The organism is Paracoccus sp. 228 (assembly GCF_000967825.1).
GTDB lineage: Bacteria > Pseudomonadota > Alphaproteobacteria > Rhodobacterales > Rhodobacteraceae > Paracoccus > Paracoccus marcusii.
The window spans coordinates 150,541-175,657 of sequence record NZ_JYGY01000001.1 but is presented as its reverse complement, the minus strand read 5'-3'; the positions used below and the strand labels follow the sequence as shown (position 1 = coordinate 175,657).

22 protein-coding genes are annotated in these 25,117 nt (G+C 68.7%); 9 read left to right on the top strand and 13 right to left on the bottom strand.

Features of this window, described 5'->3' with window-relative positions:
• Positions 1-101: 101 nt before the first annotated feature.
• Positions 102-683: a MarR family winged helix-turn-helix transcriptional regulator gene (locus SY26_RS00810; RefSeq protein WP_064503530.1), complete on the top strand. Its 582-nt coding sequence runs from the start codon at positions 102-104 to the stop codon at positions 681-683.
• Here SY26_RS00810 and SY26_RS00805 read toward each other — a convergent pair.
• The 6 genes from SY26_RS00805 to SY26_RS00780 form a co-directional block, all read right to left on the bottom strand.
• Complete coding sequence (locus tag SY26_RS00805) at positions 587-2,860, bottom strand: FdhF/YdeP family oxidoreductase (protein ID WP_045998896.1); 2,274 nt, start codon at positions 2,858-2,860, stop codon at positions 587-589. The genes SY26_RS00810 and SY26_RS00805 overlap by 97 nt on opposite strands.
• A gap of 50 nt (positions 2,861-2,910) precedes the next feature.
• The gene (locus SY26_RS00800; RefSeq protein ID WP_045998895.1) at positions 2,911-5,127 is read right to left on the bottom strand and encodes a xanthine dehydrogenase family protein molybdopterin-binding subunit; all 2,217 of its coding nucleotides are present in this window, start codon (positions 5,125-5,127) and stop codon (positions 2,911-2,913) included.
• Positions 5,124-6,086 (bottom strand): xanthine dehydrogenase family protein subunit M, encoded by a 963-nt coding sequence (locus SY26_RS00795; protein WP_045998894.1) that lies wholly within the window; start codon positions 6,084-6,086, stop codon positions 5,124-5,126. The genes SY26_RS00800 and SY26_RS00795 overlap by 4 nt, the downstream gene beginning before the upstream one ends.
• On the bottom strand, positions 6,083-6,610 hold the full coding sequence (locus SY26_RS00790; protein ID WP_045998893.1) for a 2Fe-2S iron-sulfur cluster-binding protein: 528 nt from the start codon (positions 6,608-6,610) through the stop codon (positions 6,083-6,085). The genes SY26_RS00795 and SY26_RS00790 overlap by 4 nt, the downstream gene beginning before the upstream one ends.
• A gap of 76 nt (positions 6,611-6,686) precedes the next feature.
• Entirely contained in the window at positions 6,687-7,667 is a 981-nt protein-coding gene (locus tag SY26_RS00785) for a bile acid:sodium symporter family protein (protein ID WP_045998892.1), read from the bottom strand.
• A 10-nt stretch (positions 7,668-7,677) separates the two neighbouring features.
• Positions 7,678-9,255 carry a gamma-glutamyltransferase family protein gene (locus tag SY26_RS00780; protein WP_045998891.1) on the bottom strand — a complete coding sequence of 526 codons (1,578 nt, stop codon included), beginning with the start codon at positions 9,253-9,255 and terminating at the stop codon, positions 7,678-7,680.
• 92 nt (positions 9,256-9,347) lie between these two features.
• Here SY26_RS00780 and SY26_RS00775 point away from each other — a divergent pair, with 92 nt between their 5' ends.
• Entirely contained in the window at positions 9,348-9,983 is a 636-nt protein-coding gene (locus SY26_RS00775) for a GntR family transcriptional regulator (RefSeq protein WP_045999571.1), read from the top strand.
• 3 nt (positions 9,984-9,986) lie between these two features.
• On the opposite strand, the gene SY26_RS00770 is transcribed toward SY26_RS00775, so the two are convergent.
• Positions 9,987-13,055: an efflux RND transporter permease subunit gene (locus SY26_RS00770; protein WP_045998890.1), complete on the bottom strand. Its 3,069-nt coding sequence runs from the start codon at positions 13,053-13,055 to the stop codon at positions 9,987-9,989.
• Entirely contained in the window at positions 13,052-14,161 is a 1,110-nt protein-coding gene (locus SY26_RS00765; protein ID WP_052715063.1) for an efflux RND transporter periplasmic adaptor subunit, read from the bottom strand. The genes SY26_RS00770 and SY26_RS00765 overlap by 4 nt, the downstream gene beginning before the upstream one ends.
• 185 nt (positions 14,162-14,346) lie before the next feature.
• Between SY26_RS00765 and SY26_RS00760 the strand changes: the two genes are divergently transcribed.
• Positions 14,347-15,129: an inositol monophosphatase family protein gene (locus SY26_RS00760; protein WP_045998889.1), complete on the top strand. Its 783-nt coding sequence runs from the start codon at positions 14,347-14,349 to the stop codon at positions 15,127-15,129.
• Here the strand turns inward: SY26_RS00760 and SY26_RS00755 are convergent.
• Entirely contained in the window at positions 15,126-15,857 is a 732-nt protein-coding gene (locus SY26_RS00755; RefSeq protein ID WP_045998888.1) for an FkbM family methyltransferase, read from the bottom strand. The two genes, SY26_RS00760 and SY26_RS00755, sit on opposite strands and share 4 nt — an antisense overlap.
• A 288-nt stretch (positions 15,858-16,145) precedes the next feature.
• Between SY26_RS00755 and ribA the strand changes: the two genes are divergently transcribed.
• From ribA to SY26_RS00730, 5 genes are read left to right on the top strand one after another with little or no spacing between them, the layout of a single operon-like run.
• Positions 16,146-17,189 carry a GTP cyclohydrolase II gene (ribA, locus tag SY26_RS00750; RefSeq protein ID WP_045999569.1) on the top strand — a complete coding sequence of 348 codons (1,044 nt, stop codon included), beginning with the start codon at positions 16,146-16,148 and terminating at the stop codon, positions 17,187-17,189.
• Entirely contained in the window at positions 17,186-18,130 is a 945-nt protein-coding gene (locus SY26_RS00745; protein WP_045998887.1) for a zinc-binding alcohol dehydrogenase, read from the top strand. Before ribA ends, SY26_RS00745 begins: the two co-directional genes overlap by 4 nt.
• Positions 18,131-18,143: 13 nt before the next feature.
• Positions 18,144-18,539, top strand: a complete 396-nt coding sequence (locus SY26_RS00740; RefSeq protein WP_045998886.1) for a 6-carboxytetrahydropterin synthase — start codon at positions 18,144-18,146, stop codon at positions 18,537-18,539.
• Positions 18,540-18,541: 2 nt separating this feature from the next.
• The gene (locus SY26_RS00735; protein ID WP_045998885.1) at positions 18,542-19,315 is read left to right on the top strand and encodes a trans-aconitate 2-methyltransferase; all 774 of its coding nucleotides are present in this window, start codon (positions 18,542-18,544) and stop codon (positions 19,313-19,315) included.
• Positions 19,316-19,335: 20 nt separating this feature from the next.
• Positions 19,336-20,166: a RibD family protein gene (locus SY26_RS00730; protein ID WP_045998884.1), complete on the top strand. Its 831-nt coding sequence runs from the start codon at positions 19,336-19,338 to the stop codon at positions 20,164-20,166.
• On the opposite strand, the gene SY26_RS00725 is transcribed toward SY26_RS00730, so the two are convergent.
• Positions 20,150-21,295, bottom strand: coding sequence for a CaiB/BaiF CoA-transferase family protein (locus SY26_RS00725; protein ID WP_045998883.1), 1,146 nt, complete (start codon positions 21,293-21,295; stop codon positions 20,150-20,152). The genes SY26_RS00730 and SY26_RS00725 overlap by 17 nt on opposite strands.
• Positions 21,288-22,496 (bottom strand): acyl-CoA dehydrogenase, encoded by a 1,209-nt coding sequence (locus SY26_RS00720; RefSeq protein ID WP_045998882.1) that lies wholly within the window; start codon positions 22,494-22,496, stop codon positions 21,288-21,290. The genes SY26_RS00725 and SY26_RS00720 overlap by 8 nt, the downstream gene beginning before the upstream one ends.
• A 105-nt stretch (positions 22,497-22,601) precedes the next feature.
• Between SY26_RS00720 and SY26_RS00715 the strand changes: the two genes are divergently transcribed.
• The gene (locus tag SY26_RS00715; protein ID WP_045998881.1) at positions 22,602-23,492 is read left to right on the top strand and encodes a LysR substrate-binding domain-containing protein; all 891 of its coding nucleotides are present in this window, start codon (positions 22,602-22,604) and stop codon (positions 23,490-23,492) included.
• On the opposite strand, the gene SY26_RS00710 is transcribed toward SY26_RS00715, so the two are convergent.
• Both SY26_RS00710 and SY26_RS00705 read right to left on the bottom strand, forming a co-directional pair.
• Positions 23,479-23,949, bottom strand: a complete 471-nt coding sequence (locus SY26_RS00710; RefSeq protein ID WP_045998880.1) for a RidA family protein — start codon at positions 23,947-23,949, stop codon at positions 23,479-23,481. The genes SY26_RS00715 and SY26_RS00710 overlap by 14 nt on opposite strands.
• Entirely contained in the window at positions 23,946-25,115 is a 1,170-nt protein-coding gene (locus SY26_RS00705) for an amidase (RefSeq protein ID WP_045998879.1), read from the bottom strand. Before SY26_RS00705 ends, SY26_RS00710 begins: the two co-directional genes overlap by 4 nt.
• Positions 25,116-25,117 lie beyond the last annotated feature (2 nt).

Genomic DNA, 25,117 nt, shown 5'->3' with positions numbered 1-25,117 from the left:
CCCGCGCGCCGGCCGTGATGCGCGTTACAATTGATCCATCTGGATGTATTGTGCAACGGTCAATCGTCGCGTCCACGCGACGGCCACGACAGGAGGAGCCGATGCAGACCGACGACCCCGATGCGATGCTGGTGCAGCTGCTGGACAGCGACCTGTCAGAACTGCTGTCGATCAGCTATGTCGTGCTGGCCAACAACCAAGTGACGAACCGCCATATCGAGCGTGTCCACGACATGCCCGTGCAATGCTGGTCCGCGCTGCTGGCGACGGTCAGCTTTCCGGGACTCCGGGCACGCGATCTGCTTCACCTGTTCCCGCGCCCGCAGAACACCGTCAGTCGCGCCTTGGCCCTGCTGGAAGCGCGCGGCCTGATCGAACAGCGTCCCTGCCCTCAGGATGCGCGGGCCAAGCGGCTGTATCCAACCCCGGACGGGTCCGACCTGCTGGCCACGATCCGCCAGACCGCAAGGCTACGTCAGGACGAGATATTCGGCGTGCTGGATGCCGGGGAACGGGCGACCTTTCTGGCATTGTGCCGAAAGATCGCCGCGGGACCACGGCTGGTGAGATCCCAGGTGATGCCCGATCAGGCCAGGCGGACCGGGATGCCCTTGGATGCCGGGGTGTCCGATGCCAGATCCCCACGCGACAGCGGCGACAGCGGGTTCAGCTCCGGGAAGTAGCCGGCCAGACAGCCGCGCGGGATGTCATAGGGGATGACGCGCAGCCCCTTGACCCGCCGCACGATCCCGTCCTCGGCGGCCGAGGTGAGGGTGATGCGCTGCTCCGCAGCCAGCCCCGCCGCCGCCATGTCGTCGGGCGACATCATGACCAGCATGCGGTCGCCCTCGATCCCGCGCAGGCGGTCGGACATGCCATAGACGGTGGTGTTGAACTGATCATTCGACCGCAGCGTCATCAGGCGGTACACGCCTTCCTGCGCGCCAAGGCCTGTCGCGTCCAGATCGGCGGGTCGCGTGAACTGCGCGCGGCCGCTCTCGGTCTCCCAGACGCGGTTGCGGGCGGCATTGTCGCGATAAAATCCGCCCGGCTGGTTCATGCGGGTTTCGAAATCGCGGAAATCATCAGGATAGACTGCCTCGATCAACGCGCGGATGCGGGCATGATCGCCTGCCCAATGCCTCCACGGCATCTTGGGGTTGGGGTCCAATGTTGCGTCGGCCATCCGGGCGACGATCTCGGTCTCGGACAGCAGGTGCTGGCTGGCGGGCGTGCGATTGCCGATCGATCCGTGGATATGGCTGAAGCTGTCCTCGACCGAGACCTGCTGGTTCACGCCACCCTGCATGTCCTGTTCGGCCCGGACCAAGCAGGGCAGGATCCAAGACGCCTGTCCAGGCATCAGATGGGTGCGGTTCAGGCGCGTCGCCACGTGGACGGTCAACGGCATCGACCGCCAGGCGTCGGCCACGCGATCGGTGTCGGGCACCGCGCGCGCAAGGTTGCCGCCCAAGCCCACGAACCCCGTGGCCCGCCCTTCCAGCAGCGCCTCGACGAAGGCGGTGGTGTTCCACCCCTCCTCCATCGGCGGCTGCATGTCGAACAGCGCGCGCAGGTGGTCGTTCGGGACCAGTTCGGGCTTTTCGGTGATGCCGACGGTGCGCTGCCCCTGGACATTGGAATGGCCACGGACCGGGCTGCAGCCCGCACCCTTGCGCCCGATATTTCCGCGCAGCAGCAGCAGGTTGACCAGCGCGCCGATGGCGTCCGACCCATGGACATGTTGCGTCAGGCCCATGCCATAGACGCCGATCACGGCGCGCGACCGGGCATAGACCGCACCGATCCCCTCCATCGCCGCGCGGGTCAGGCCGCTGACTTGCTCCAGTTCGGTCCAGTCGGTCGCATCGACCCAATCCATCCAGTCCTGCAACCCATGTGCATGCCTGTTCAGGAAGTCATGATCCAGCACGCCGCCCCGGCTGCGTTCCAACGCCAGCACATGCTTGGCGATACCGGTCAACGCGGCGATGTCGCCGCCCGCGCGCACCTGCAGATAGCGGTCGGCAATCTCGGTAGGTGCGCCCACGGTCATCTGCCACGGGCTTTGCGGGTTCGCGAATTCCAGCAGACCCTTTTCGCGCAGCGGGTTGATGGCGACGATGCAGCAGCCGCGCTTGGCCGCCTGCTGCAACGGGTGCAGCATGCGGGGGCTGTTCGTGCCGGGGTTCTGGCCGATCTGCAGGATCATGTCGCAATGGTCGAAATCCTCCAGCACGCAGGTGCCGACGGGTGATCCGACAACGGTCTTGAGCCCCACGGATGTCGTCTCATGGCACATGTTCGAGCTGTCGGGCAGGTTCACATGCCCATAGGCACGCGCATACAGCCCATACAGGAACGACGCCTCCAGCCCCGCCTTGCCCGAGGCATAGAATGTCACCGTCTTGGGATCCAGCGAACGCAGGCCCTGACCGATCTCGGCAAAGGCCTCATCCCACGTGGTTTCCAGATAGCGGTCGCTGGACGCGTCATAGCGCAGGGGGTGGGTCAGCCGTCCCGCCATCTCCAGGTCGTATTCGGACCACGTGGCCAGTTCGGCCACCGTGTGGTCCAGAAAAAAGTCGGGCCCGCAGCGTTCCGAGGTCAGGTCCCACAACGTCGCCTTGGCGCCGTTCTCGCAGAATTCGACGACGTGCGGATTGGGCGGCTTGCCCCAGGCGCAGGACGCGCACATCATGCCGCCCGCCTTGTTCTGACCGCGCAAGGTTTCCAACGCCCCCGGCCCCGGCTTTGCGGCACGGGCCACCTGGGCCATCCCCTTCGCCGATCCCCACCCCCCGACAGGGCCGTCATAGGAAAAAACGCGGTCGTCGGTCTTGGGCTGGTCGTCGGACATGTCGGGCTCCTGTCAGGGGTTCGGGGGCGGCGCACCGCCCCCGCATGCGATCACGCCGCCGGGGCGAAAGGATCGGGCAGATGGGCCAGCAGCTTGTCCGGCGTCATCGGGAAATCGTGCAGACGCACGCCGCAGGCATTGTAGATGGCATTCGCCACCGCCCCCGCCGCCCCGCAGATGCCCAGTTCGCCGACACCCTTAGCCTGGATGGGCGATGCGTGCGGATCGCGCTCCTCCAGCAGGATGACCTCCATGTCGGGAATGTCCGCATGGACCGGCACATGGTATTCGGCCAGATCGTGGTTCACCAGATGACCGTCGCGGCTGTCAAAGGACAGCTCCTCGGTCAGTGCACTGCCGATGCCCCAGACCATGCCGCCCAGGCATTGCGACCGCGCCGTCTTGGCGTTCAGCACCCGGCCAAAGCCGAAAGCCCCGGTCATACGGCGCAGACGCGTCTCTCCGGTGAAGGCATTGACCGCAACCTCGCAGAAGAAGGCGCCGTAGGTCGACTGGTTGACCTTCTCCATCAGCTTGCCCGGTTCGATCTTGCCGGTCCGCGTAAGATCCTCGGACAGAAGGTCGGTCACGGGACGCGGCTCGACGCCCTCGGCCCAGGCCTTGCCATCCTGCAGCAGCAGGTCGTCGGACGCACAGCCAAGCGCCTGCGCCAGGGTCGCGCGGATCGCCTCGCACGCCAGGAACACCGCCGAACCCGTCGATGACGCGCCCCAGCTGCCCCCCGAACCGGCGCCGGACGGCAGGCGGCTGTCGCCCAGACGGACGGTGGTGCGCTCGATCGGCTGGCCAAGCATCTCTGCAGCAACCTGACCCAGGATGGCATAGCTACCGGTGCCGATGTCGGTGTGATCGGTCTCGACCACCACATGGCCATCGGCGGTCAGGGTCACGCGGGCCTCGGCCTTGGCCAGGATGTTCACGCGGGCGGCGGATGCCACGCCCATGCCGATCCACCATTCACCCTCGCGCCGCGCGCAGGGGGTGGCGCTGCGCTTGTCCCAGCCAAAGGCCGCAGCGCCAGCGTCCAGCGCCTCGACCAGTCTGCGCGAGGAATAGGGCGTACCCTCGCCCGGCACCTCGTCGGGCAGGTTGCGTTTGCGCAATTCGACCGGGTCAATGCCGGTGGCTTCGGCCAGTTCGTCCATCGCGACCTCAAGGGCCTGCATGCCGACGGCCTCGCCCGGCGCACGGACAGAACCGGCGGTCAGACGGGTGATGTCGGACTTGCGCACTGCCAGCAGGCGGTTCTCGCCGGCGTAGAGAAATTCGGAGGCCTGCGTCACCGGTTCGGAGAAGCTTTCCCCGGGAAGGTTCGACACCAGCGCCTCATGGGCAAAGGCGGTCAGGCGGCCGTCGGGGCCGCACCCCAGACGGATGCGCTGTTCGGTTTCCGACCGGCGCATGATCGATTGGAACACCTGCTGGCGGCTCATGACCACACGGACTGGGCGCCCCAGTTCCTTGGCGGCAATCGCCGCGGCGACCGCCTCGTGCGAGATGCCCAGCTTGGACCCGAACCCGCCGCCGACATAGGGCGACAGCAGATGCACGTGCTTGGGGTCGATTCCTAGGCTGTCGGCCAATTCCGCCACGTTATAGGTCAGCATCTGCAGGCTGCCCCACAGGGTCAAATCCTTGCCGTTCCATTCCGCAACCGCCGCATGCGGCTCCATCGCGGCACTGGCATGGCCGGGGGTCGTGAAGGTCAGATCAACGGAATGCGCAGCGTCGTGCATGGCCTTGTCCAGATCGCCGGCCTTGATCGGCTCGGCGGCCGGTTCCGCATCTGCGGCGCCGGGCAGGAACTGCGCGTCGCCGGACTGGTCCTCGTATTCGATGTCCAGCGCCTTTGCGGCATTGGTCGCCTGTTCGAACGTCTCGGCGACGACCAGGGCCACCGGCTGCATCGGAAAGTCGACCTTCGAGACGTCCTGCTCGGGCGCCTCGCCCGCGGTGCCTTGCGCGGCACGACGCAGCATCCGTTCCGAGGAATATACGCCCAGAACGCCGGGCATCGCCATCACGACGTCGCGGTTGATCTTCCTGACCCGACCGGTGCTGATCGTTGCGCCGACCAGCACGCCCTCGGCGCAGTTCTCACGTGCATATTCGGCGGCATAGGTCGCGGTGCCCGCTACCTTCAGCGGGCCTTCCGGCCGGTCCAGCGGCTTGCCGATCACCCCTTGGCGGGTGCGATCCAGCATGTCGCGGGTGTCGGGGGTGTCATAGGTATCGCTCATCGTCATTCCCCCGTGGCTTCCGCCAGCACCGCCGCAAGGGCGCGGCGGACCAGCGTGATCTTGAAATCGTTGTGTCCCTGGCCGCGCGCATCCTCCAACAGAAGGTCGGCGGCCTTGTCGAACAGCGCCGGCGTCGGGCGTTCCCCGACCAGCAGCGTCTCGACGCGGTCGTCTGTCCACGGCTTGTGGGCAATGCTTCCGAACGCCAGTTGCGCGGCGTCGATGCGGCCGTTGTCCATGCGGACCGCCGCAGCCACGGACACCAGCGCAAAGGCATAGGAAGCCCGGTCGCGCACCTTGCGATACAGCTGACGTCCCCCGAACGGTGCGGGCAGGCAGATGGCGGTGATGACCTCGCCCGCCTTCAGCACGTTGTCGCGCGACGGATCGTCCCCGGGCAGGCGGTGGAAATCGCGCATCGGAATTTCACGGGTGCCGTCAGGACCTTCGGTCTCGACCGTGGCGCGCAGGGCAGACAGAGCCACGGCCATGTCGCCCGGATAGGTCGCGATGCAGGCATCGGACGCGCCCAGGATCGCATGATTGCGGTTCACGCCACCCTGCGCCGCGCAGCCGGTACCCGGTTCGCGCTTGTTGCAAGGCGACCGCCCGTCCATGAAATAACCACAGCGCGTGCGCTGGCACAGGTTGCCGCCCATCGTCGCCTTGTTGCGCAACTGCGGGCTGGCACCGGCCAGAATGGCGCGCGACAGCAGCGGCCAGTCGGCACGGATGCGCGGATGCGCCGCGCAGTCCGAGTTGCTGACCAGCGCGCCGATGCGAAGACCGGCTCCTTCGGGGGTGATCTCCTTGAGGCCGACGCGGGTGATGTCCAGCAGGGCATCGGGGGTCGCGACCTCAAGCTTCATCAGGTCCAGCAGGTTGGTGCCGCCGGCGATCAGCATTGCGGGGCTGCCGACGGCTTGGGCCAGATCGCCCGCGCGGTCGTATTCGAATGCCTTCATTGCGCGGCCTCCGTCTGGGCCATGGCGTCGCGGATGGCGGCCAGGATGTTGTCATAGGCGCCGCAGCGGCACAGGTTGCCGCTCATCCGTTCGCGGATCTCGGCATCGGCGACGGCGGGCTTGTCGGTCGGATCGGCGGTGACGGCACTGGGCCAGCCCTGCCGGATCTCCTCGATCATCGCGGTGGCCGAACAGATCTGGCCGGGCGTGCAGTAGCCGCACTGGAACCCGTCATGGGCCACGAAGGCCGCCTGCAGGGTCGACAGCGCATCGGGCGTGCCGATGCCTTCGATCGTGGTGATCTCATCTTCGTCATGCATGACGGCCAGCGTCAGGCAGGAGTTGATGCGGCGGCCGTTGACGATGACGGTGCAGGCGCCGCATTGACCGTGGTCGCAGCCCTTCTTGGTGCCGGTCAGGCCAAGGTCCAGACGCAGGACGTCAAGCAGGCTGCGGCGGGGGTCGCCGTGATATTCATGGGATTGGCCGTTGACGGACAACCTGGCGGCGGGGCGTTGTGCCATTGGGGGCTCCTTGGACCGCGGTGCTGGGTCCAAGGCAACGTGGGCCGGGCAACCCGGTTCCCATGTCTTTTCGCCCTTACGCCACCAGGGCTGTGGCGTTCCGCCGCGCCCGGTTCTGCGCGATCATCGCGCAGATCAGCAGCTGCGCCATGTGATAGACCAGGACGGGCAGGACGGTGGCCCCGACCGTCTCGGCCGGGAACAGCGCGGTGGCGATGGGCAGACCCGTCGCAAGGCTCTTGGTGGACCCGCAGAAGAACAGCACGATCCGGTCCTCCAGCGGCAGGCCGAAGGCGCGGCCCGCCCCGGCCATCATTCCGAAGACGCAGGCCAGCAGCACCAGCATGACCGCGATCAGCGCGATCAGGGCGGTCGGCGGGATCGACGCCCACAGGCCCGACACCGTGCCCGCACTGAAGGCCGAATAGACGATCAGCAGGATCGCGCCCCGGTCCACGACCAGGGTCAGCGTCTTGCGGTTGCGCACGAACGCGCCCACCCACGGGCGCAGGATCTGGCCCAGAACGAAGGGCAGCAGGATCTGCGTGCCGATGCGCAGCACGGCGTCCAGGCTGACGCCGCCCTCTCCGGTCTTCAACAACACCGCGACCAGCGCCGGGGTCAGCGCCACGCCGACCAGGTTCGACAGCGACGCCGCGCAGATCGCCGCGGGGACGTTGCCCCCCGCCATCGACACGAAGGCGATCGAGCTTTGGATCGTCGAGGGCAGCACTGCCAGAAACACCAGCCCCAGCGTGACCTGCGGTCCCAGCAGATCGCCGAAGATCAGCGCGAATGCCATGCCCAGCACCGGGATCATCAGATAGGTCGCGGCGAATGTCAGTCCCTGCAGGCGCCAGTTCAGCATCCCCGCCTTGACCGAAGCCGGGTCCAGCTTGGCCCCGTACAGAAAGAACAGCAGCGCCACCGCCCAATAGGTCACCTGACCCAGGGCGTCGGCCGCCACGCCCCGCGCCGGCAGCACCAAGCCCACCATGACGGTGCCCAGCAGCATCAGCATGTAGCTGTCGATTCCGATGCGTTTCAGAAAGCCCATCTCCGTCTCCTTACAGGCCGATGGCCATGCCGTCCTTGCGGCTGTCCGACCCGCCTTCCAGCAGGCCGTCGCCGATGCGGATCGCCTGCGCCCCGCCCATCGGGCCGGTCAGGCGCTTGATGACATGGCCGCGCGCGGCCAGGTCGTCGCAGATATCCTGCGGCAGGGTCGGTTCCACCTGCAGCACGCCGTCGGTGGCAAAGGTCCGCGGCTCGTCCATGGCCGCCTGCAGCGACAGGCCGCGGTCGATCACCGCCGACAGGAAGGCCGCGTGGCCCGCCGCCTGGTACTGTCCGCCCATCACGCCGAAGGGCATGACCGTGCGGCCGCCCTGGGTCAGCATGCCGGGAATGATCGTGTGCATCGGGCGCTTGCGCGGGCCGATCGCGTTCGGATGGCCGGGGATCAGACGGAACGACGCACCGCGGCTTTGGAACAGTACGCCGGTCGCGGGGTCCAGCCGCCCGGACCCGAAGCCGTGGAAGATCGAATTGATGAAGGATACCGCATTCCCCTCGGCATCCACGACGCACAGATAGATGGTGTCCTTGTGCTCGGGCTCGTCCCACAGCGCCGGGGCCTGGGCGCGGGCCATGTCGATGCGGGCGCGCAGGGCCGCGATGGCGGCCTGCGACATCAGTGCCTCGGTCAGCCCGGCGCAATGATCGGGATCGCCCAGCAGTTCGTCGCGGTGATGATAGGCAAGCTTCGTCGCCTCGGCCTGGACATGGATGCGGTCGGCCACGGACAGCGCGGCCATGTCGAACCCCTCGATGATCTTCAGGATCAACAGCGCGGCCAGCCCCTGTCCGTTCGGCGGGCATTCATGGACGTCGAACCTGCGATAGCGGGCGCAGATCGGTTCGACCCATTCGGCGCCGTCGGTGGCATCCGCGAAATCCTGCTGGGTGTGCAGCCCGCCCAGGGATCGCAGATGCGCGACCATGCGTGCCGCGGTGTCGCCCTGATAGAAGGCGGCCGGACCGTGGGCCGCGATCTCCTCAAGGCGGTCGGCCAGCAGGGGTTGGGCAAAGCGGGCGCCGGCAGGCGGGACCGGCAGGAAATGCGCCGCCGCATGCGGATCGCCTGCGACGGTGGCCTGCCCTTCGGCCCAGTCCTGGGCGACGCGGGGGGTGACGGGAAACCCGTCGCGGCCATAGCCGATCGCGTCGCGGAACAGGCGCGACAGCGGCAGGCGGCCCAGATCGGCATGCAGGCGGCACCACGCGGAGATTGCGCCGGGCACGGTCACCGCATGCGCGCTGGTCTGGGGAATGGTGTCGGTCAGACCCGCGGCCTGCAGCGCCTCGACCGTTGCCGCGGCGGGGGCGCGGCCCGACCCGTTCAGCGCGCGCACCGGCCCGTTTGCCGGCGCATAAAGTGCAAAGCAGTCGCCGCCGATCCCGGTCATCAACGGGTCGACCACCGCCTGCACCGCGCTGGCGGCGATGGCGGCGTCGACCGCGTTCCCGCCCTCGGCCAGGATGGCCAGTCCCGCCGCGCTGGCCAGCGGGTGCGAGGTGGCGACCATCGCGCGACCGGCAAGGGTGGACGGCCTGCGGCCCGACAGGAAATCGAATGCGGTCATGGAACAGGCTCTCCGGCGAAGAATCACATGGTCAAGCGGCTGTGGTATGTATACATGTGGCAGGCACAGGAATACAATTGACGGAATTCCCGATGCCTCCCATCCGTTCGGCCGATCAGATCCACGATGCGCTTTCCGCGCAGATCATCGCGGGCACGCTGCGTCCCGGCGACCCGTTGGGAGAGACGACCCTTGCCGCGCGGTTCGGCTTGTCCCGGACCCCGGTGCGTGAGGCGTTGCAGCGGCTGGCCGCCGAAGGGCTGGTTGAACGCGGCCCCCGCCGGGCGTTCCTGGTGCGCCGCATGGGCAGCGACGCCCTGCGCCACCTGTTCGAGGCCCTGGCGGAACTGGAGGCACTGTGCGCCAGCCTGTCCGCGCTGCGGATGACCCCGACCGACCATGCGCTGCTGGCGGGCATCCTGGACCGCGACGACCTGCCCGGCGCGGATTACGCCCAGGCCAACATGCGCTTTCACGAGGCCTTGCGCCAAGGCGCGGGAAACGCCGTGCTGGCCGACCTGCTGGCCGACCTGAACCGGCGCAGCCTGCCGTGGCGCAACGCGCAGTTCCAGGTCCGCGCGGCGCGCATCGAAACCTCGCGGGCGGAACATCGCGCGATCCTGGGGGCGATCACGGCGCGCGACGCGGATCGCGCGGCAGACCTTATGCGGGCGCATATGGGCACCTCGCTTGGCGTCATCCTGGAGATGATCGCGGGGCGGGAATGACCGCTATTCCGCGGGCTGAGGATCGGTTGCGGGCACGTCCCGGCGCCCGATCCGTTCGATCAGCACATAGATCACCGGCGTCAGCAGCAGCGTCAGCACGAAGGCCAGCGACAGCCCGCCCACAATGACCGCACCGATGGCGCGGCGGCTTTCCGCCCCCGCCCCCGTCGCGGTCGCCAAGGGCACGGCCCCCAGGATCGTGGCGATGGTCGTCATCAGCACGGGCCGCAGGCGCGTCACCGCCCCCTCGCGCGCCGCAGTGACCAGATCGCGGCCCTCCTCGCGCAGCTGGTTGGCGAACTCGACGATCAGGATGCCGTTCTTGGCCATGATCCCGATCAGCAGGATCATCCCCACCTGTGAAAAGATGTTCACCGACGCCCCCGTCAGCAGCAGCGTCGCCACCGCCCCCGCAAGGCCCAGGGGCACCGTCAGCATGATCGTCAGCGGTGTGCGAAAGCTCTCGAACTGCGCCGCCAGCACCAGGAACACGATCAGCAGCGCCATTCCGAAGACCGTCGCGACGCCGCCCTGGTTCTCCTGGTAATCCGCCGCCTGACCGCGCCAGACCAGCAGAGCGCCCGCCGGCAGCTCGGCCGCGGCCTGTTCGACAAGGGTGATCGCGCGGGCCAAGTCGGTCCCCTCGACCAGATCGGCCTCGGTGTTGACCGAGATCAGGCGGTCGTTCCGCGCGATCGACGGGACCGTGGCCCCGGTCGTGACGTCGGCAAAGGCCGACAGCGGGATCAGGTCGCCGCGCGTGTTGCGGATCAGCACGGACAGCATGTCCTGAACGCTGTCGCGGTCTTCGGGGGCCGCCTGCAGGATGACCGGGTACTGGCGGCCGTCGCTGGTGTATTCACCGACGGTGCGGGACGCGAATAGCACCTGCAGGGTCTGGGCCACGGTTTCGCTGTCCAGGCCAAGGTCCTGGGCGCGGGTGCGGTCGATGTCCAGCGACGCACCCGGCTGGTTGGCCGCGTAATCGACCTCGATCCCGGACAGGCCCGGCGCATCGGCCAGTCGGGCGGCCACGTCCTCGGCCCATGCGGCGGCGCGGTCCAGGTCCGGCCCGCCGATGGACCAGCTGATGCTTCCGCTGCCGCCGCCAAGGCCCAGGCCACCAGACGGGCGGATCGAGGTCGACACCTCGGTCATCGCGGACAGTTGCGGGCGCAGGTCGGCCATGACCTCCTCCACGCTGACATCGCGGCCGTCCCACGGCGACAGGTTGACGAACAGCAGCGCCCGGCGCGCATTCGCGCCAAGCCCGACGATGGCGGTGACATTTTCCACGATGCCCTGATCGCGCAGCGGCTGGATCATCGCCTCGACCTTCCGGGTCGCCGCGTCGGTATATTCCAGGTTCGACCCCTGGGGGGCGTTCAGGATGATGCGGAAGCTGCCGCGATCCTCGTCCGGGGTCAGCTGGCGCGGCAGCGCCTGATAGACGGACACCGCCCCCGCGACCAGGAAGGCCGTGCCCGCCAGGATAACCACGGGCCGTGCGATCAGCACCCGCAGGATGCGGTCATAGCCGCGTTCCAGCCAGACGATCGCCCGGTTCATGGTGCGGGTCAGCAGGTTCGGACGATCCTCGCGCGGCATCACCCGCGCGGCCAGCACCGGTGACAGGGTCAGCGCGACAAGGCCCGACACGGCCACCGCAATGGCCAGCACGATGCCGAATTCCGCGAACAGCTGGCCCAGTTCCCCGTCCATGAAGCTGACCGGGACAAAGACGGCGATCAGCACGGCGGTGGTGGCGATGACGGCAAAGCTGACCTGCCCCGCGCCCTGCCGCGCGGCCTCGGCCCGCGACTTGCCCATGGCGCGGTGGCGCTGAATGTTCTCAAGCACGACGATGGCGTCGTCGACGACCAGGCCGATCGCCAGGATCAACGCAAACAGCGTCAGGATGTTGATCGTGAACCCCAGGGCCAGCATCCCCAACGCGGCGCCCAGGGCCGATACCGGGATGGTCACGATGGGCACCAGCGACAGCCGCAGCGACCCCAGAAACAGGAAGATCACCGCCGTGACCAGGGCCACCGCCTCCAGGAACACCTTGAGGACCTGTTCGATCGAGCTTTCGATGAACACCGCCTCGTCCGTGGTGATGGTCAGCGCCATGCCGTCGGGCAGGGTGTCGCGAATGCGGTCCAGTTCCGCGCGGACGGCGGTCGAAATGGCGACTGTGTTCGACTGCGCCTGCGGCTGGACGCCCAGGCCCAGGGCCACGGTGCCGTTGGCGCGATAGATGGTGGTGGTATCCTCGGCCCCCTCCTCGATCCGCGCGACGTCGCCAAGACGCAGGGGGCGCCCGCCCTCGTCGCGCAGCACGACCTGGCGGAACACGTCGGCCGAGGTAAAGCGCGTCTGCGCCAGCACCTGCAGCTGGCGGGCGTTCGTCTCGATCTGGCCCGCGGGCAGTTCGACGTTGTTGGCCTGCAGCGCGCTGATGATGTCGCCGGTGGTGATGCCATAGGCGGCCATGCGCGACTGATCCAGCCAGATGCGCATCGACGGCGCGCGCTCGCCAAAGATCTGCGCATTGGCCACGCCCGGCAGGCGCGCCAGGCGGTCGGTGATGAAGCGGCTGGCGTAATCGGACAGTTCCAGCGGCGTCATCGACGGGCTGGACAGGGCCAGCCGGATCACCGGGTCGCCCTCATCGTCGTTCTTTTCCACGCGGGGCGTGTCCGCCCCGTCGGGCAGGTCGTTCAGCACCCGTTCGACGGCGGCGCGCACGTCGTTGGCGGCGCTGTCGATGTCGCGTCCCGGATCGAATGTCAGCACGCTGCGCATCCGTCCCCGGTCAGAGCTGGTGCGCATGGCGGTCACGCCGCTGACCCCGGCCAGCGCGCCCTCGATCACCGTGGCCAGCTGGTTGTCGACCACATCGGGTGCGGCGCCGGTATAGTTCACGCGGACGCTGACCTCGGCCGCCTCGACCGAGGGCAGCTCGCGGACCGGCAGGCGGGTGATGGCCACCGCCCCGATCAGCACGATCAACAGGTTGATGACGGTTGCGAAGACCGGGCGGCGCAGGGCGAAATCGGGGACGCTCATCCGTCGGCTCCGACCAAGGGTTCGGCGGCGGCGGTCCGGTCGGGGCGCGGCGTGGCGGCGACGACGGTGCCGGCGTCGACGCGGTGCAGGTTCGACACGATGATCTGGGTGCCCAGGTCCAGACCCGCCAGGACCTCGACCAGTCCGTCGGACTGCTGGCCCACCTGAATGTCGGCCCAGGCCGCCTCGTTCCCCTGCACGATCAGGACGCGCTGGACGTCGCCCTCGACGCTCAGCGCGGATTCGGGGACCGCGGGGCGTTCGCGCTGATCCAGGACCAGCTCGACCTGCAGGAACATCCCGCCGGTCAGGGCGCGGTCGGGGTTCGGCATCTGCGCCCGCAACGCGATCGACCGCGTGGCGGCATCGACCCGCGTGTCGATCAGGCTGATCGTCGCGTCGAAGACCCGGTCGGGCCAGGCCGAGGACCGCAGCTGGACCCCCTGCCCGACCGCCAGGCGCGGCAACAGCGTCTCGGGCACGCCGAAGTCCACCTCGATCACCTCCAGGTCGTCCAGCGTGGCGATGGGGGTGCCGCTGTCCAGCATCTGCCCCTCGACCAGGTCGGTCAGGCCGATGACGCCGGAAAACGGGGCGCGCAGCAGACGGTCCTCCAGCAAAACCTGGGCGCGGTCGCGTTCGGCCTGCGCGCGCAGCTGGGCCGCGCGGGCGGTCTGAAAGGCGGCGTCCGACGACGATCCGCTTGCGTTCAGCTGTTCCTGGCGGGCAAAGGCGGCGTCGGCCTCGGCCAGGGTCGCCTCGGCGGCGGCCAGATCGGCCTGTTCGGCGCGGTCGTCCAGTTCCAGCAGGACATCGCCGCGTTCGACCTGCGCGCCGGGGCGAAAGGCGATGCGGGTGATGCGGCCGCTCGCCTCGGGCATCAGTTCGACCGCGCTGCGGGCACGCGCGGTGCCGACGGCGCGGACGCTGTCGACGAACCGCGCGGTCTGGACGGCCACGGTCTCGACCGGCACCGCCTCTCCGGCGCCGTCGGACGGGCGGCGGGCCTGTTCGGGTTCGCTCAGCAGACGGTCCGACAGCGTCATGCCCCCGGCGGCCGCGGCGATGATCACGATGGCGCCGATGGTTGCCTTGACGAAGCGCATGGTCTGTATTCTCCCGTGACGGGCCTGGGGTCGGTCGGCCTCCTGCCGCCCTTGTCGCCGGGCGGTGCTGCGCGCAGATTGCCCCTTGGTGCGCATCGTGCAACTGATAATCCCGTGTAGGGGGCCCGATACGCCCCCGTTGCCTCCGCAGGGGGCATGCGGCCCGCCCCCTGAAAGGATCCCCGATGGGTACCACCGACGACCTGACCCTGGCGATCGACGCCGCCCATGCAGCCGGAGCGCTGCTGCAGGCGCATTGGAACGACCGCGACCTGCTGACCATCGACGCCAAGCGTCAGGGCGACTTCGTGTCGCAGGCCGACCACCAGTCCGAGGCGCTGCTGCGCGACCGCCTGCTGGGCGCCAACCCTGACGACGGGTGGCTGGGCGAGGAGACCGATGCCCGTCCCGGCCGGCGCCGTTGGATCGTGGACCCCCTGGACGGCACGACGAACTTTCTGCGCGGGATCGCGCATTGGGCGGTGTCCATCGCGCTGGAACAGGACGGACAGCTGGTGCTGGGCGTGGTCCACGACCCGCTGAAGGCAGAAACGTTCAGCGCCATGACAGGGTCGGGGCTGCAGCTGAACGGGCGCCGCCTGGACCCTGCCGCGCCGCCGGGCTTTGACACGGCGCTGTTCGGGACGGGTCTGCCGTTCGGCAACATGCCTTACATCGACGATCACGCGGCCGACCTGGCGCGGGTGCTGCCGGGCACGGCGGGGGTGCGCCGGATGGGTGCCGCGGCGCTGGATCTGGCCTATGTGGCGGCCGGGCGGCTGGACGGGTTCTGGGAACGCCGCCTGCGTCCCTGGGACATCAGCGCCGGCCTGGTCCTGGTCCGCGAGGCCGGGATGCGGGTCGAAGGCTGGACCCCCGACGAACGCCCCGAGGAGACGGGGACCGTCATCACCGCCCCGGCGCCGATCTTCGACCGGTTGGCCGCGACATTGCGCGCGGACCGCTAGGCCAGCCGCGCGTAAAGATCGCCGGATCCGCCCTGCGGGTCGAGGCCCTTCAGCCAGGCGCGCACGGCATCCGCGTCGCGCCAGTCGTCCCACAGGAACCCGCCCGCCTCGCCGGTCACCGGATTGAAGCGGTAGAGGCCCAGATCCTGCAGCCGGTCGATCACCGCCAGCGTCCGGTCGCGGAACGCCGGCAGGTATTCGACCGACAGCATCGGCAGCGGCTGGCTCAGACCGGACAGCACGTCCAGCTCGAACCCCTCGACGTCGATCTTGACGAAATCGGGCAGGCCATGTGCCGCGATCAGCGCATCCATGGTGGTCATCCGCACCTCTTGGCTGCGGTCCCACCGGACATGCTCGAAGCCGGGGGCAGCGGCCGCCTCGGCCGCAAAGCTGGTGCTTAGCGACGACACCGTCGGATGCAGCGACGACACCGCCATGCGGGCCACCGTCTCCGTCGGGCCGACGGCCTGCTGCACCAGCACGATGTCGCGCGGCAGGCTGCGGCGCAGAAAGCCCGCGAACGGCTCCTGCGGTTCGCAGGCCACGACCCTCGCCCCGGCGGCCCGCATGGCGCGCGCCCGGCTGCCCACATGCGCGCCGATGTCGAAGGCCAGGTCGCCCGGTTGCAGCAGCCCGCCATAGAACGCCCGCAGCTGTTTGCGCCGCAGCGGGTTGTAATAGATGGCAAGCGACCGGATCAGCCCCAGATAGGCACGCAGTTGCATCGGGTATCCTCAGGTTTGAACGGTCGCAGCCTAGGGCCATCGGCGGCCCGCGTCCAGAAAACCGGGGCGTGCCGAAACGCCGCGCGAAACTTTGCGACATTCTGCCACAACGCCGCAACCTTTGCGGAACTGCTACGTGTTTCAAGACGTTGCGACTTGCGTGACACCTCAATTTGCAGGGACGAAGGTTGACCAATGCACGTATTTCCCCCGACCACCCCCGCCGCGCTTTCGGTCACCGCGACCGGTGATCCGCTGGCGCTGTGCACGGCCGAACGGGTTGCGCGCATGGTCTCCGATCTCAGGCTTGGCCTGCCGGTCGTGCTGCTGGGCGAGCCTGCCGCGGCGCTGATCCTGCCGGTCGAGACGCTGTCGCCGGAACGGTTCGCGGCCCTTGGTTCCGGGGGTGAACTGGTGCTGACGGCCCGCCGTGCGGACGCCCTGCGCCATCGTCCCCACGAGGGCGAGGTCGCCCTGATCCCGGTTCCCGCCGGCGCGCGTCTGGACTGGATCCAGGCGCTGGCCGATCCGTCGCGCCAGATGCCCGCATCGGCCGCCGTGCCCCAGGCACCGCAGCACGCCCCCGCCCCGCTGCACCGCGCCGCCATCCGTTTGGTCAAGGCGGCCGAACTGCTGCCCGCCGTTCTGGTCGTGACCGGCCCCGATGTCGTCGAGACCGCCCTGCGCAACGATCTGGGCATCCTGGCCGCCGATGACGTCCTGAACCAGATCCTGCTGCCCCGCGATCCCCGCCCCGTGTCGGACGCCCGCGTGCCGATGCTGGCGGCGCGAAACGGACGATTGCACGTGTTCCGCGCGCCCGACGGCGGCCCCGAGCATTATGCGGTCGAGGTCGGCACGCCCGATCGCAACCAGCCCGTGCTGGTGCGCCTGCATTCCGCCTGCTTTACCGGCGACGTGCTGGGCAGCCTGAAATGCGATTGCGGCCCGCAACTGCAGGCCGCCCTGCGCGCGATGGAGGCGAACGGGACCGGCGTCCTGCTGTATCTGAACCAGGAAGGTCGTGGCATCGGCCTTGCCAACAAGATGCGCGCCTACAGCCTGCAGGATCAGGGACTGGATACGGTCGAGGCCAATCACCGCCTGGGGTTCGAGGATGACGAACGCGATTTCCGCACGGGCGCGGCATTGCTGCGCCAGATGGGGATCGGTCGCGTGCGCCTGATGACCAACAACCCCGCCAAGATCGCCCGCCTGGACAGCGAGGGCATCGAGGTCGTGGACCGCGTCGCGCTCAAGGTCGGCCGCGGCCCCGAGAACACCCGCTATCTGGACACCAAGGCACGCAAGTCGGGACATCTGCTGGCATGACGGCCCGCGCACTCTGGTGCACCGCACCGGGCGAGGCGCAGTTGCGTCCCGCGCAGGTCGGCGACGGCATCCATGTCCGCAGCCTGTTTTCCGGCATTAGCCGGGGCACAGAACGGCTGGTCCTGTCGGGAAAGGTGCCGTCCAGCGAACATGACCGCATGCGCGCGCCGTTCCAGGAAGGCGACTTTCCGTTTCCGGTCAAGTACGGCTATGCCAATGTCGGTCAGGCAACAGGCGGCGCACTTGCCGGTCGCATGGTCTTTTCGCTGTTCCCCCACCAGACCGAATTTCGCCTGCCGGAGGATGCGCTGATCCCGCTGCCCGACGGGCTGCCGCCGGAACGCGCGATCATGGCCGCAAACATGGAGACCGCGCTGAACATCCTGTGGGACAGCGGCGCGGGCGCGGGTGACCGCGTCGCCGTGGTCGGAGGCGGGCTGGTGGGGCTGCTGACGGCCTCTCTGGCCGCGCGGCTGCCGGGGGCAGAGGTCACGGTGATCGACCCCCTGCCCGAACGCGCCGCCATCGCGCGCGACCTGGGTTGCGCCTTTGCAACCCCCGATGATGCCCCCGGGGATCAGGACGTGGTGATCCACACCAGCGCATCCCAAGCCGGGCTGGTGCTGGCGCTGTCCTTGGCGGGGCCGCAGGCCACCATCGCCGAAGCCAGCTGGCACGGCGCCGAACAGGTGTCCCTGCCCTTGGGTGGTTCGTTCCACAGCCGTCGCCTGCGCATCGTCAGCACGCAGGTGGGCGGTATTCCGCCCGACCGTGCGCCGCGCTGGACCTATCGCCGCCGCCTGACCAAGGCGCTGGACCTGCTTCGCGATGCGCGGCTGGACGCCCTGATCTCGGGGCAGACGGCGTTTGCCGACCTGCCCGTTGCCTATCCCGGCATCCTGGCGGACCCCGCCACGCTGTGCCACCGCATCATCTACTGACCCTGGAGAGACCATGTTCGCCGTTGAAGTCCGAGACCACATCATGATCGCCCATTCCTTCCCCTCGCCGACCTTCGGTCCGGCACAAGGGGTGCATGGCGCGACATTTACCGTAGACTGCGCCTTCTTCGCCGCCGAGATGGATGACGAAAGCCTGGTCGTCGACATCGGCCTTGCAACCGAAGCCCTGGCCGAAACGCTGGCTCCGTTGCGCTACAAGAACCTGGACGACATTCCTGAATTCAAAGGGAAAATGACCACCACAGAATTCCTGTGCAAGCATATCTTCGATCAGATGGCCGGCACCGTGCGGGCCGGCGGGCTGAAGGATGGCGGCCGCGTCAAGAAGCTGCGCGTCCTGCTGCACGAAAGCCACATGGCCCGCGCCTGGTACGAAGGGGATATCTGAGCATGGGGTTCTCGGCGGAATGGCTGGGCTTGCGCGAACCCGCCGACATGGCCGCCCGCGACGCGACCCTGATGGCGCAGGCGGCGGTCCTGGCCGGGCCGGACCCGGTCGTGCTGGACCTGGGCTGCGGTACAGGATCGACCCTGCGCACGCTTGGCCCGCATCTGCCCGACAATGCCCGCTGGCACCTTGTCGACAATGATCCAGCCCTGCTGGAGCGCGCCGCGACCGAGGCGCCGGGCCGCGCCACTGTCCACCAGTTGGACCTGCGCGATCTGGAGGGGCTGCCGCTGAATGGCGTGACGCTGGTCACGGCATCGGCCCTGCTGGACCTGATGCCCGCTAATTGGATCGCCGCGCTGGCCACGCGACTGGCCGATGCCGGCGTGCCGTTCTATGCGGCACTGTCCTATGACGGCATCATGACGTGGGACCCGGCGCTGCCGCGCGATGCGGACGTCACGCGGGCGTTCAACGACCATCAGCGCGGCGACAAGGGGCTTGGCCCCGCGCTTGGGCCCGATGCGGCCGTGACCGCCACGCAGATCTTCCGTGACGCGGGCTTCGACGTCCACACCGGCCAAAGCCCGTGGCGGATCGGCCCCGATCAGGCCCCGCTGCACCGCGCGCTGGTCCAAGGCATCGCCGAGGCCGCATCCGAGACCGGCCTGTCCGTCGCCACCGATTGGGGCCGCAGCCGGATCGCCATGGCAGGCGACAGCCGTTGCCTGATCGGGCATCATGACATGCTGGCCCTGCCCCCCGGCACGGCCTGACACCCAGAGGAGGACCGCCCATGCATGCCGTCGATGTCACCCCTCGGGTCTGGGACCGGCTTCTGTCGGTCCGCACCGGTCAGGCCTGCGCCTGCTGCGGTCGGTTCAGCGCCGGCGAACGCGCGGCGCTTGACCTCTATGCGCCGGTCGCACGACGCGATCTTGGTCCGGTCACGATCGCGCAGATCGGACAATCGCTGGACGGGCGGGTCGCGACGGCCGCCGGCGATGCGCGTGACGTGTCCGGCCCCGAAGGTCTTGCCCATCTGCACCGCCTGCGCGCGCTGGTCGACGGGGTGGTGATCGGGGTCAAGACCGCGCTGCATGATCAGCCGCGCCTGACCGTACGCCTGTGCAGCGGCCACAACCCCGCGCGCATCGTCATCGACCCGCGCGGGCGGCTGCCCGACGATGCGCTTGTGCTGATGGCGGATGGTGCGCGGCGGATCATCGTCACCGGCGTAAACCGACCCCGCGCCCCGGGGATCGAGGTGTTGCGCCTGCCCGCCCCGGACGGACGTCTGGACCCGGTGCAGGTGCTTGAGGGCCTGCGGAACATGGGCCTTGGATCGCTGCTGATCGAGGGTGGCGGCATCACCATCACCGGTTTCCTGGAGGCTGGCCTGCTGGACCGATTGCAGGTGTCGATTGCACCGCTGATCATCGGATCGGGGCCGCAGGGGCTGACCAGCCTGTCCCCGGTGGACAAGCTGAAGGACGCGCTTCGCCCTGACACGCGCGTTTTCGGCATGGGCAGCGACATCGTCTTCGATTGCGCATTTGGCGATCAGGCGGCGCGGGCGATCCTGCCGCTGCATGCGCCGCAGCCGCTGGTCACCGCCGCCAGCTGAACGAACCCTCGCCCAGGGCCGGGGCGGCACCGTCTGCCACCGTCGGGCTGCGGGACAGGGTGATGGGCGTGCGCAACCCTGCGATGCCCTCGGGCGACACGACCATGCCCCGCGCCTGCGCCTGCGGGTCGGACAGCGCCTCGGACACACGGTTGATCGGACCTGCAGGCACTCCGGCCGCGGTCAGCGCCGCGATCAGGTCGGCGCGGTCGCGCGATGTCATCGCCCGCGCCAGGGTAGCGCACAGCACCTCGCGCCCCGCCACCCGCTGCGCATTGCTGGCCAGCGTCGGATCATCCGCCAGCGCAGGCAGGTCCAGCGCCAGGCACAGCGACCGGAACTGACGGTCGTTCCCGCAGGCAACGATCAGATGGCCGTCCCGCGCCGGAAAGACCTGATAGGGCACGATGTTCGGATGGGCATTTCCCAGCCGCGCGGGTTCGACCCCGCCCAGCAGATGGTTCGCCGCCTGATTGGCCAGCACCCCCAGCGCACAGTCGAACAGCGCCAGATCGACCTGCTGCCCCCGCCCCGACCGGGCCCGTTCCGCCAACGCCGCCTGGATGCCGATCACGCCATAGAGGCCGGTGAAGATGTCGATCCAAGCCACGCCGACCTTCTGCGGATCGCCTGCAGGATCGCCGGTCAGCTCCATGATGCCGCCCATGCCTTGGATCATGAAGTCGTATCCCGGCTGGCTGGCTCGGGGCCCGGTCTGCCCGAACCCCGTGACCGACGCATAAACCAGCCCCGGATTGCGCGCAGACAGCGTCGCATAATCCAGCCCGAACCGCGCCAGGCCACCTGCCTTGAAATTCTCGATCACCACATCGGCGCCGTCGATCAGCGCACGCAGACGCTCTAGGTCGTCCGCATCGTTGAAATCGCAGGTGACGCTGGTCTTGCCACGGTTGGTGGCGTGGAAATAGGCCGCGACCGTCTCGACCGTGCCGTCGGCGCGGGGGCGGTCGATGAATGGCGGGCCCCAACGGCGGGTGTCGTCGCCTTCGGGGGCCTCGACCTTGATGACCTCGGCGCCCAGATCGGCCAGGGTCTGGCCGATCCAGGGACCGGCCAGGATGCGCGCCAGTTCGACGACGCGCAGGCCGGACAGCGGGCCTTCAGGCAAAGGCCTGCAGCCCCGTCTGCGCGCGGCCCAGGATCAGGGCATGCACGTCATGCGTGCCCTCATAGGTGTTCACCGTCTCCAGGTTCTGGGCGTGGCGCATGACGTGATATTCGGCCTGGATGCCGTTGCCGCCATGCATGTCCCGCGACAGCCGGGCGATATCCAGCGCCTTGCCGCAATTGTTGCGCTTGATGATCGAGATCATCTCGGGCGCGAAGCGGCCCTGATCCATCAGGCGACCGACGCGCAAGGACGCCTGCAGGCCCAGGGCGATCTCGGTCTGCATGTCGGCCAGCTTCTTCTGGAACAGCTGCGTCGCGGCCAGGGGGCGGTTGAACTGCTTGCGGTCCATGCCATAGCGATGCGCGCGGAACCAGCAATCCTCGGCCGCCCCCATCACGCCCCAGCTGATGCCGTAACGCGCGCGGTTCAGACAGCCGAAGGGGCCGGACATGCCGCTGACATTGGGCAGCAGCGCGTCCTCGGACACCTCCACGTTCTCCATGACGATCTCACCGGTGATGGAGGCGCGCAGGGACAACTTGCCACCGATCTTGGGGGCGCTGAGGCCTTTCATGCCCTTCTCCAGGACAAAGCCGCGGATCTTGCCGCCATGCGCCTCGGACTTGGCCCAGACCACGAAGACATCCGCGATCGGGCTGTTCGAGATCCACATCTTGGCCCCGTTCAGCACATAGCCGCCTTCGGTCTTGGTCGCGCGGGTCTTCATGCCGGCGGGGTCGGAGCCTGCATCCGGTTCGGTCAGGCCGAAGCAGCCGATCCATTCGCCCGATGCCAGCTTGGGCAGGTATTTCATCCGCTGCTCCTCGGACCCATAGGCATGGATCGGGAACATCACCAGGCTCGACTGCACCGACATCATCGACCGGTATCCGCTGTCGATCCGCTCGACCTCGCGGGCGACCAAGCCATAAGCAACATAGCCCGCGCCCACCCCGCCATATTCCTCGGGGATAGTCACGCCCAGCAGGCCGCTCGCGCCCATCTCACGGAAGATCTCGGGGTCGGTCTGTTCGGACAGATAGGCGTCGGTGACGCGCGGGGCCAGCTTGTCGGCGGCGAAGGAGGCGGCGGTGTCGCGGATCATCCGCTCATCCTCCTCCAGCTGGTCGTCCAGCAGGAAGGGGTCCTCCCAGGCAAAGGCCGTGCCCTTGTGATCGACGGTGGTCTTGTCCAGCATGGCATCATTCCTGCATCGGGTGACTGTTGCGGACAGCCTACCCCAACGCAGGCCGCATGAAAAACGCTGTTTCCTCATGCATTCATGCATTCTATGAATGAACCCATGCGCCAACGCCGGTTCCTGCCCAGCCTGTCCCAACTGATCGCCTTTGAGGCGGTGATGCGCCACGCCTCGGTCACGGCCGCCGCCGACGAGCTGCACCTGACGCAGAGCACCGTCAGCCGGCTGGTCGCGTCACTGGAACGGCAGCTGGGCAAGCCCCTGTTCACCCGCGACCGCAAGCGCCTGACCCCCACGCCAGAGGCCGTGACCTATGCCGCGTCCGTCACCCAGGGGCTGGACGTGATCCAGCGCGCCAGCATGGGGCTGATCGCCAATCCGGGCGGGGGCGTGCTGTCGCTGTCGGTGCTGCCGACCTTCGCTACGCGCTGGCTGGCGCCGCGGATCGGACAGTTCCTGTCGGACAATCCCGGCATCTCGATCAACCTGTCGACCAAGATCCAGCGTTTCAGCTTTGCCAGCGAAGCCTTTGACGCGGTGATCTTCTTCGGCCAGCCCGACTGGCCCGACGCGCATCACCTGCGGCTGTTCGACGAACGCCTGACGGCCTGCGCCTCGCCGCAGATGCTGGCGCATCATCCGGTGGCGCATCCCTCGGACATGGCGGGCCTGCCCCTGCTGCAGCTGGAGACGCGGCCTTCGGGCTGGTCCGCGTGGTTCGCGGCCCAGGGCGGCACGCCGCCGGCTGTGTCGGGCATGGTGATGGACCAGTTCTCGATGATGATCCAGGCGGCGATCGCAGGGCTTGGCGTGGCGCTGCTGCCCAGCTATCTGGCCCAGCCAGAGATCGACGAGGGCCGCCTGCAGCCGATCCTGCGCGCGGGCGTTCCCGGCGAGGGCGCCTATTGGCTTGCATGGCCCGACCGCCGTCAAGGTGACCCGGCCTTCGCCCGGTTTCGCACCTGGATCGCGGATCAGGTCACGGCGGGGTAAGCTCGACGATCGCCTCGACCTCGACCAGCGCGTTGGCAGGCAGCGAGGCCACGTTGACCGCGGTGCGGGCATGGCGTCCCGCAACGCCCCACAGGTCGATGAACAGCTGCGACGCACCATTCACGACCGCCGGTCCATCGCCATAGCCCGGCGGCGCGGCGACGAACCCGCCAAGCCGGATCACCTGCGACACCCGTGACAACGAGCCAGCCACCGCGCGGATCGAGAACAGCAGGTTCAGCGCGCACATCCGCGCCGCCGCCTGCCCGTCCGCCATGTCAAAGTTGGGACCGATGGGGCCGAAATACTGCGGCACCCCTTCCCATTCACAGATCTGGCCCGACAGGAACAGCAGGTTGCCGCTGACCTTGCCGGGCAGGAACAGCGCCCGCGACGGGGCGGATGGCGGCAGCGCGTGACCCAGGTCGGCCAGGCGCGTTTCTATGGGACAGGTCATGCGGCCTCCTGCGGTTGGTGGGACAGTTGGCAGGCCAGCGCGATCAGCGACAGGTCGGACCCGCGCGGCCCGATCAGCGACAGGCCGAACGGCGCACCGTCGACGGTTCCGGCGGGAAACACGACCTGCGGCAGCCGCGCCATGCCAGCCACGCACAGCAACCGCTGCGCATCGTGGCGAAAGCCGTCGAACACCGCCTGGGACGCGTCCAGGCGGAACGGCGCGTCATGCACGACCGGGGCTAGCAGGACGCCATTCGCGCCCAGCAGGGCGTCCATGTGCCGCGCGAACGCCTCGCGCGCGCCGCGACCCTGGGCGATCTGGTCGGGGGTCAGCGCGTCGGCCGCGTCGGCGCGCCCGTCGATGCCGCGCACCAGCGGCATGCGCGACGCGCGGATGAAGGGCAGGATCGTTTCCTTGGCATCCGCCATGACCGCGGTCAGGAACGTCGCATAGGCCGCATCCACCCCGTCGGGATAGACACTTACCCCGCGCGCAGGCAGATGTCCGAACCCGTCCTGCCACACCGCGCGCGCCTCAGGCCCCAGCAGGGCCAGCATGTCGGTGGGCACCATCAGGTCCGGCGCGGTCACGGGGGCTGCATCCGCGACCAGCACGGCGGCGGCACGGGCCAGCACCGTCCCGTCGCGCGCGAACAGCCCGCAGGCGTCGAAGCTGGGCGCCAGCGCCATCGCGCCCGCCATCGGGATCAGGCCGTGGGTCGGCCGCCACCCCCATGTCGCGCAAAAGCTGGCCGGTGCGCGGACCGAGCCGCCGGTATCCGACCCGATGGCGATGTCGGCCAGCCCGCCCGCCACCGCAACCGCCGACCCCGACGACGACCCGCCGGGAATGCGGTCCGGGGCGGCCGGGTTCACGGGCGTCCCGAAATGGGCATTCATGCCGTACATGGACCACGCCAGTTCGTCCGTGTGGACCTTGCCCACAAAGCGCGCGCCGGCATCCAGCAGGCGCTGGACGCAGGGGGCGGTGTCCGCGTGGACCGGGCTTTCCGCCAGATACAGCGGGCACCCCGCCCCGGTGCGGTATCCGGCGACGTGATAGATGTCCTTGACCGCAAGGGTCAGGCCCGACAGCGGACCATAGTCCGCATGGGGAACCGGGACGGGCGGATAGGGCAGAAAGGCGTGCCAGGGGTCGGTCATGA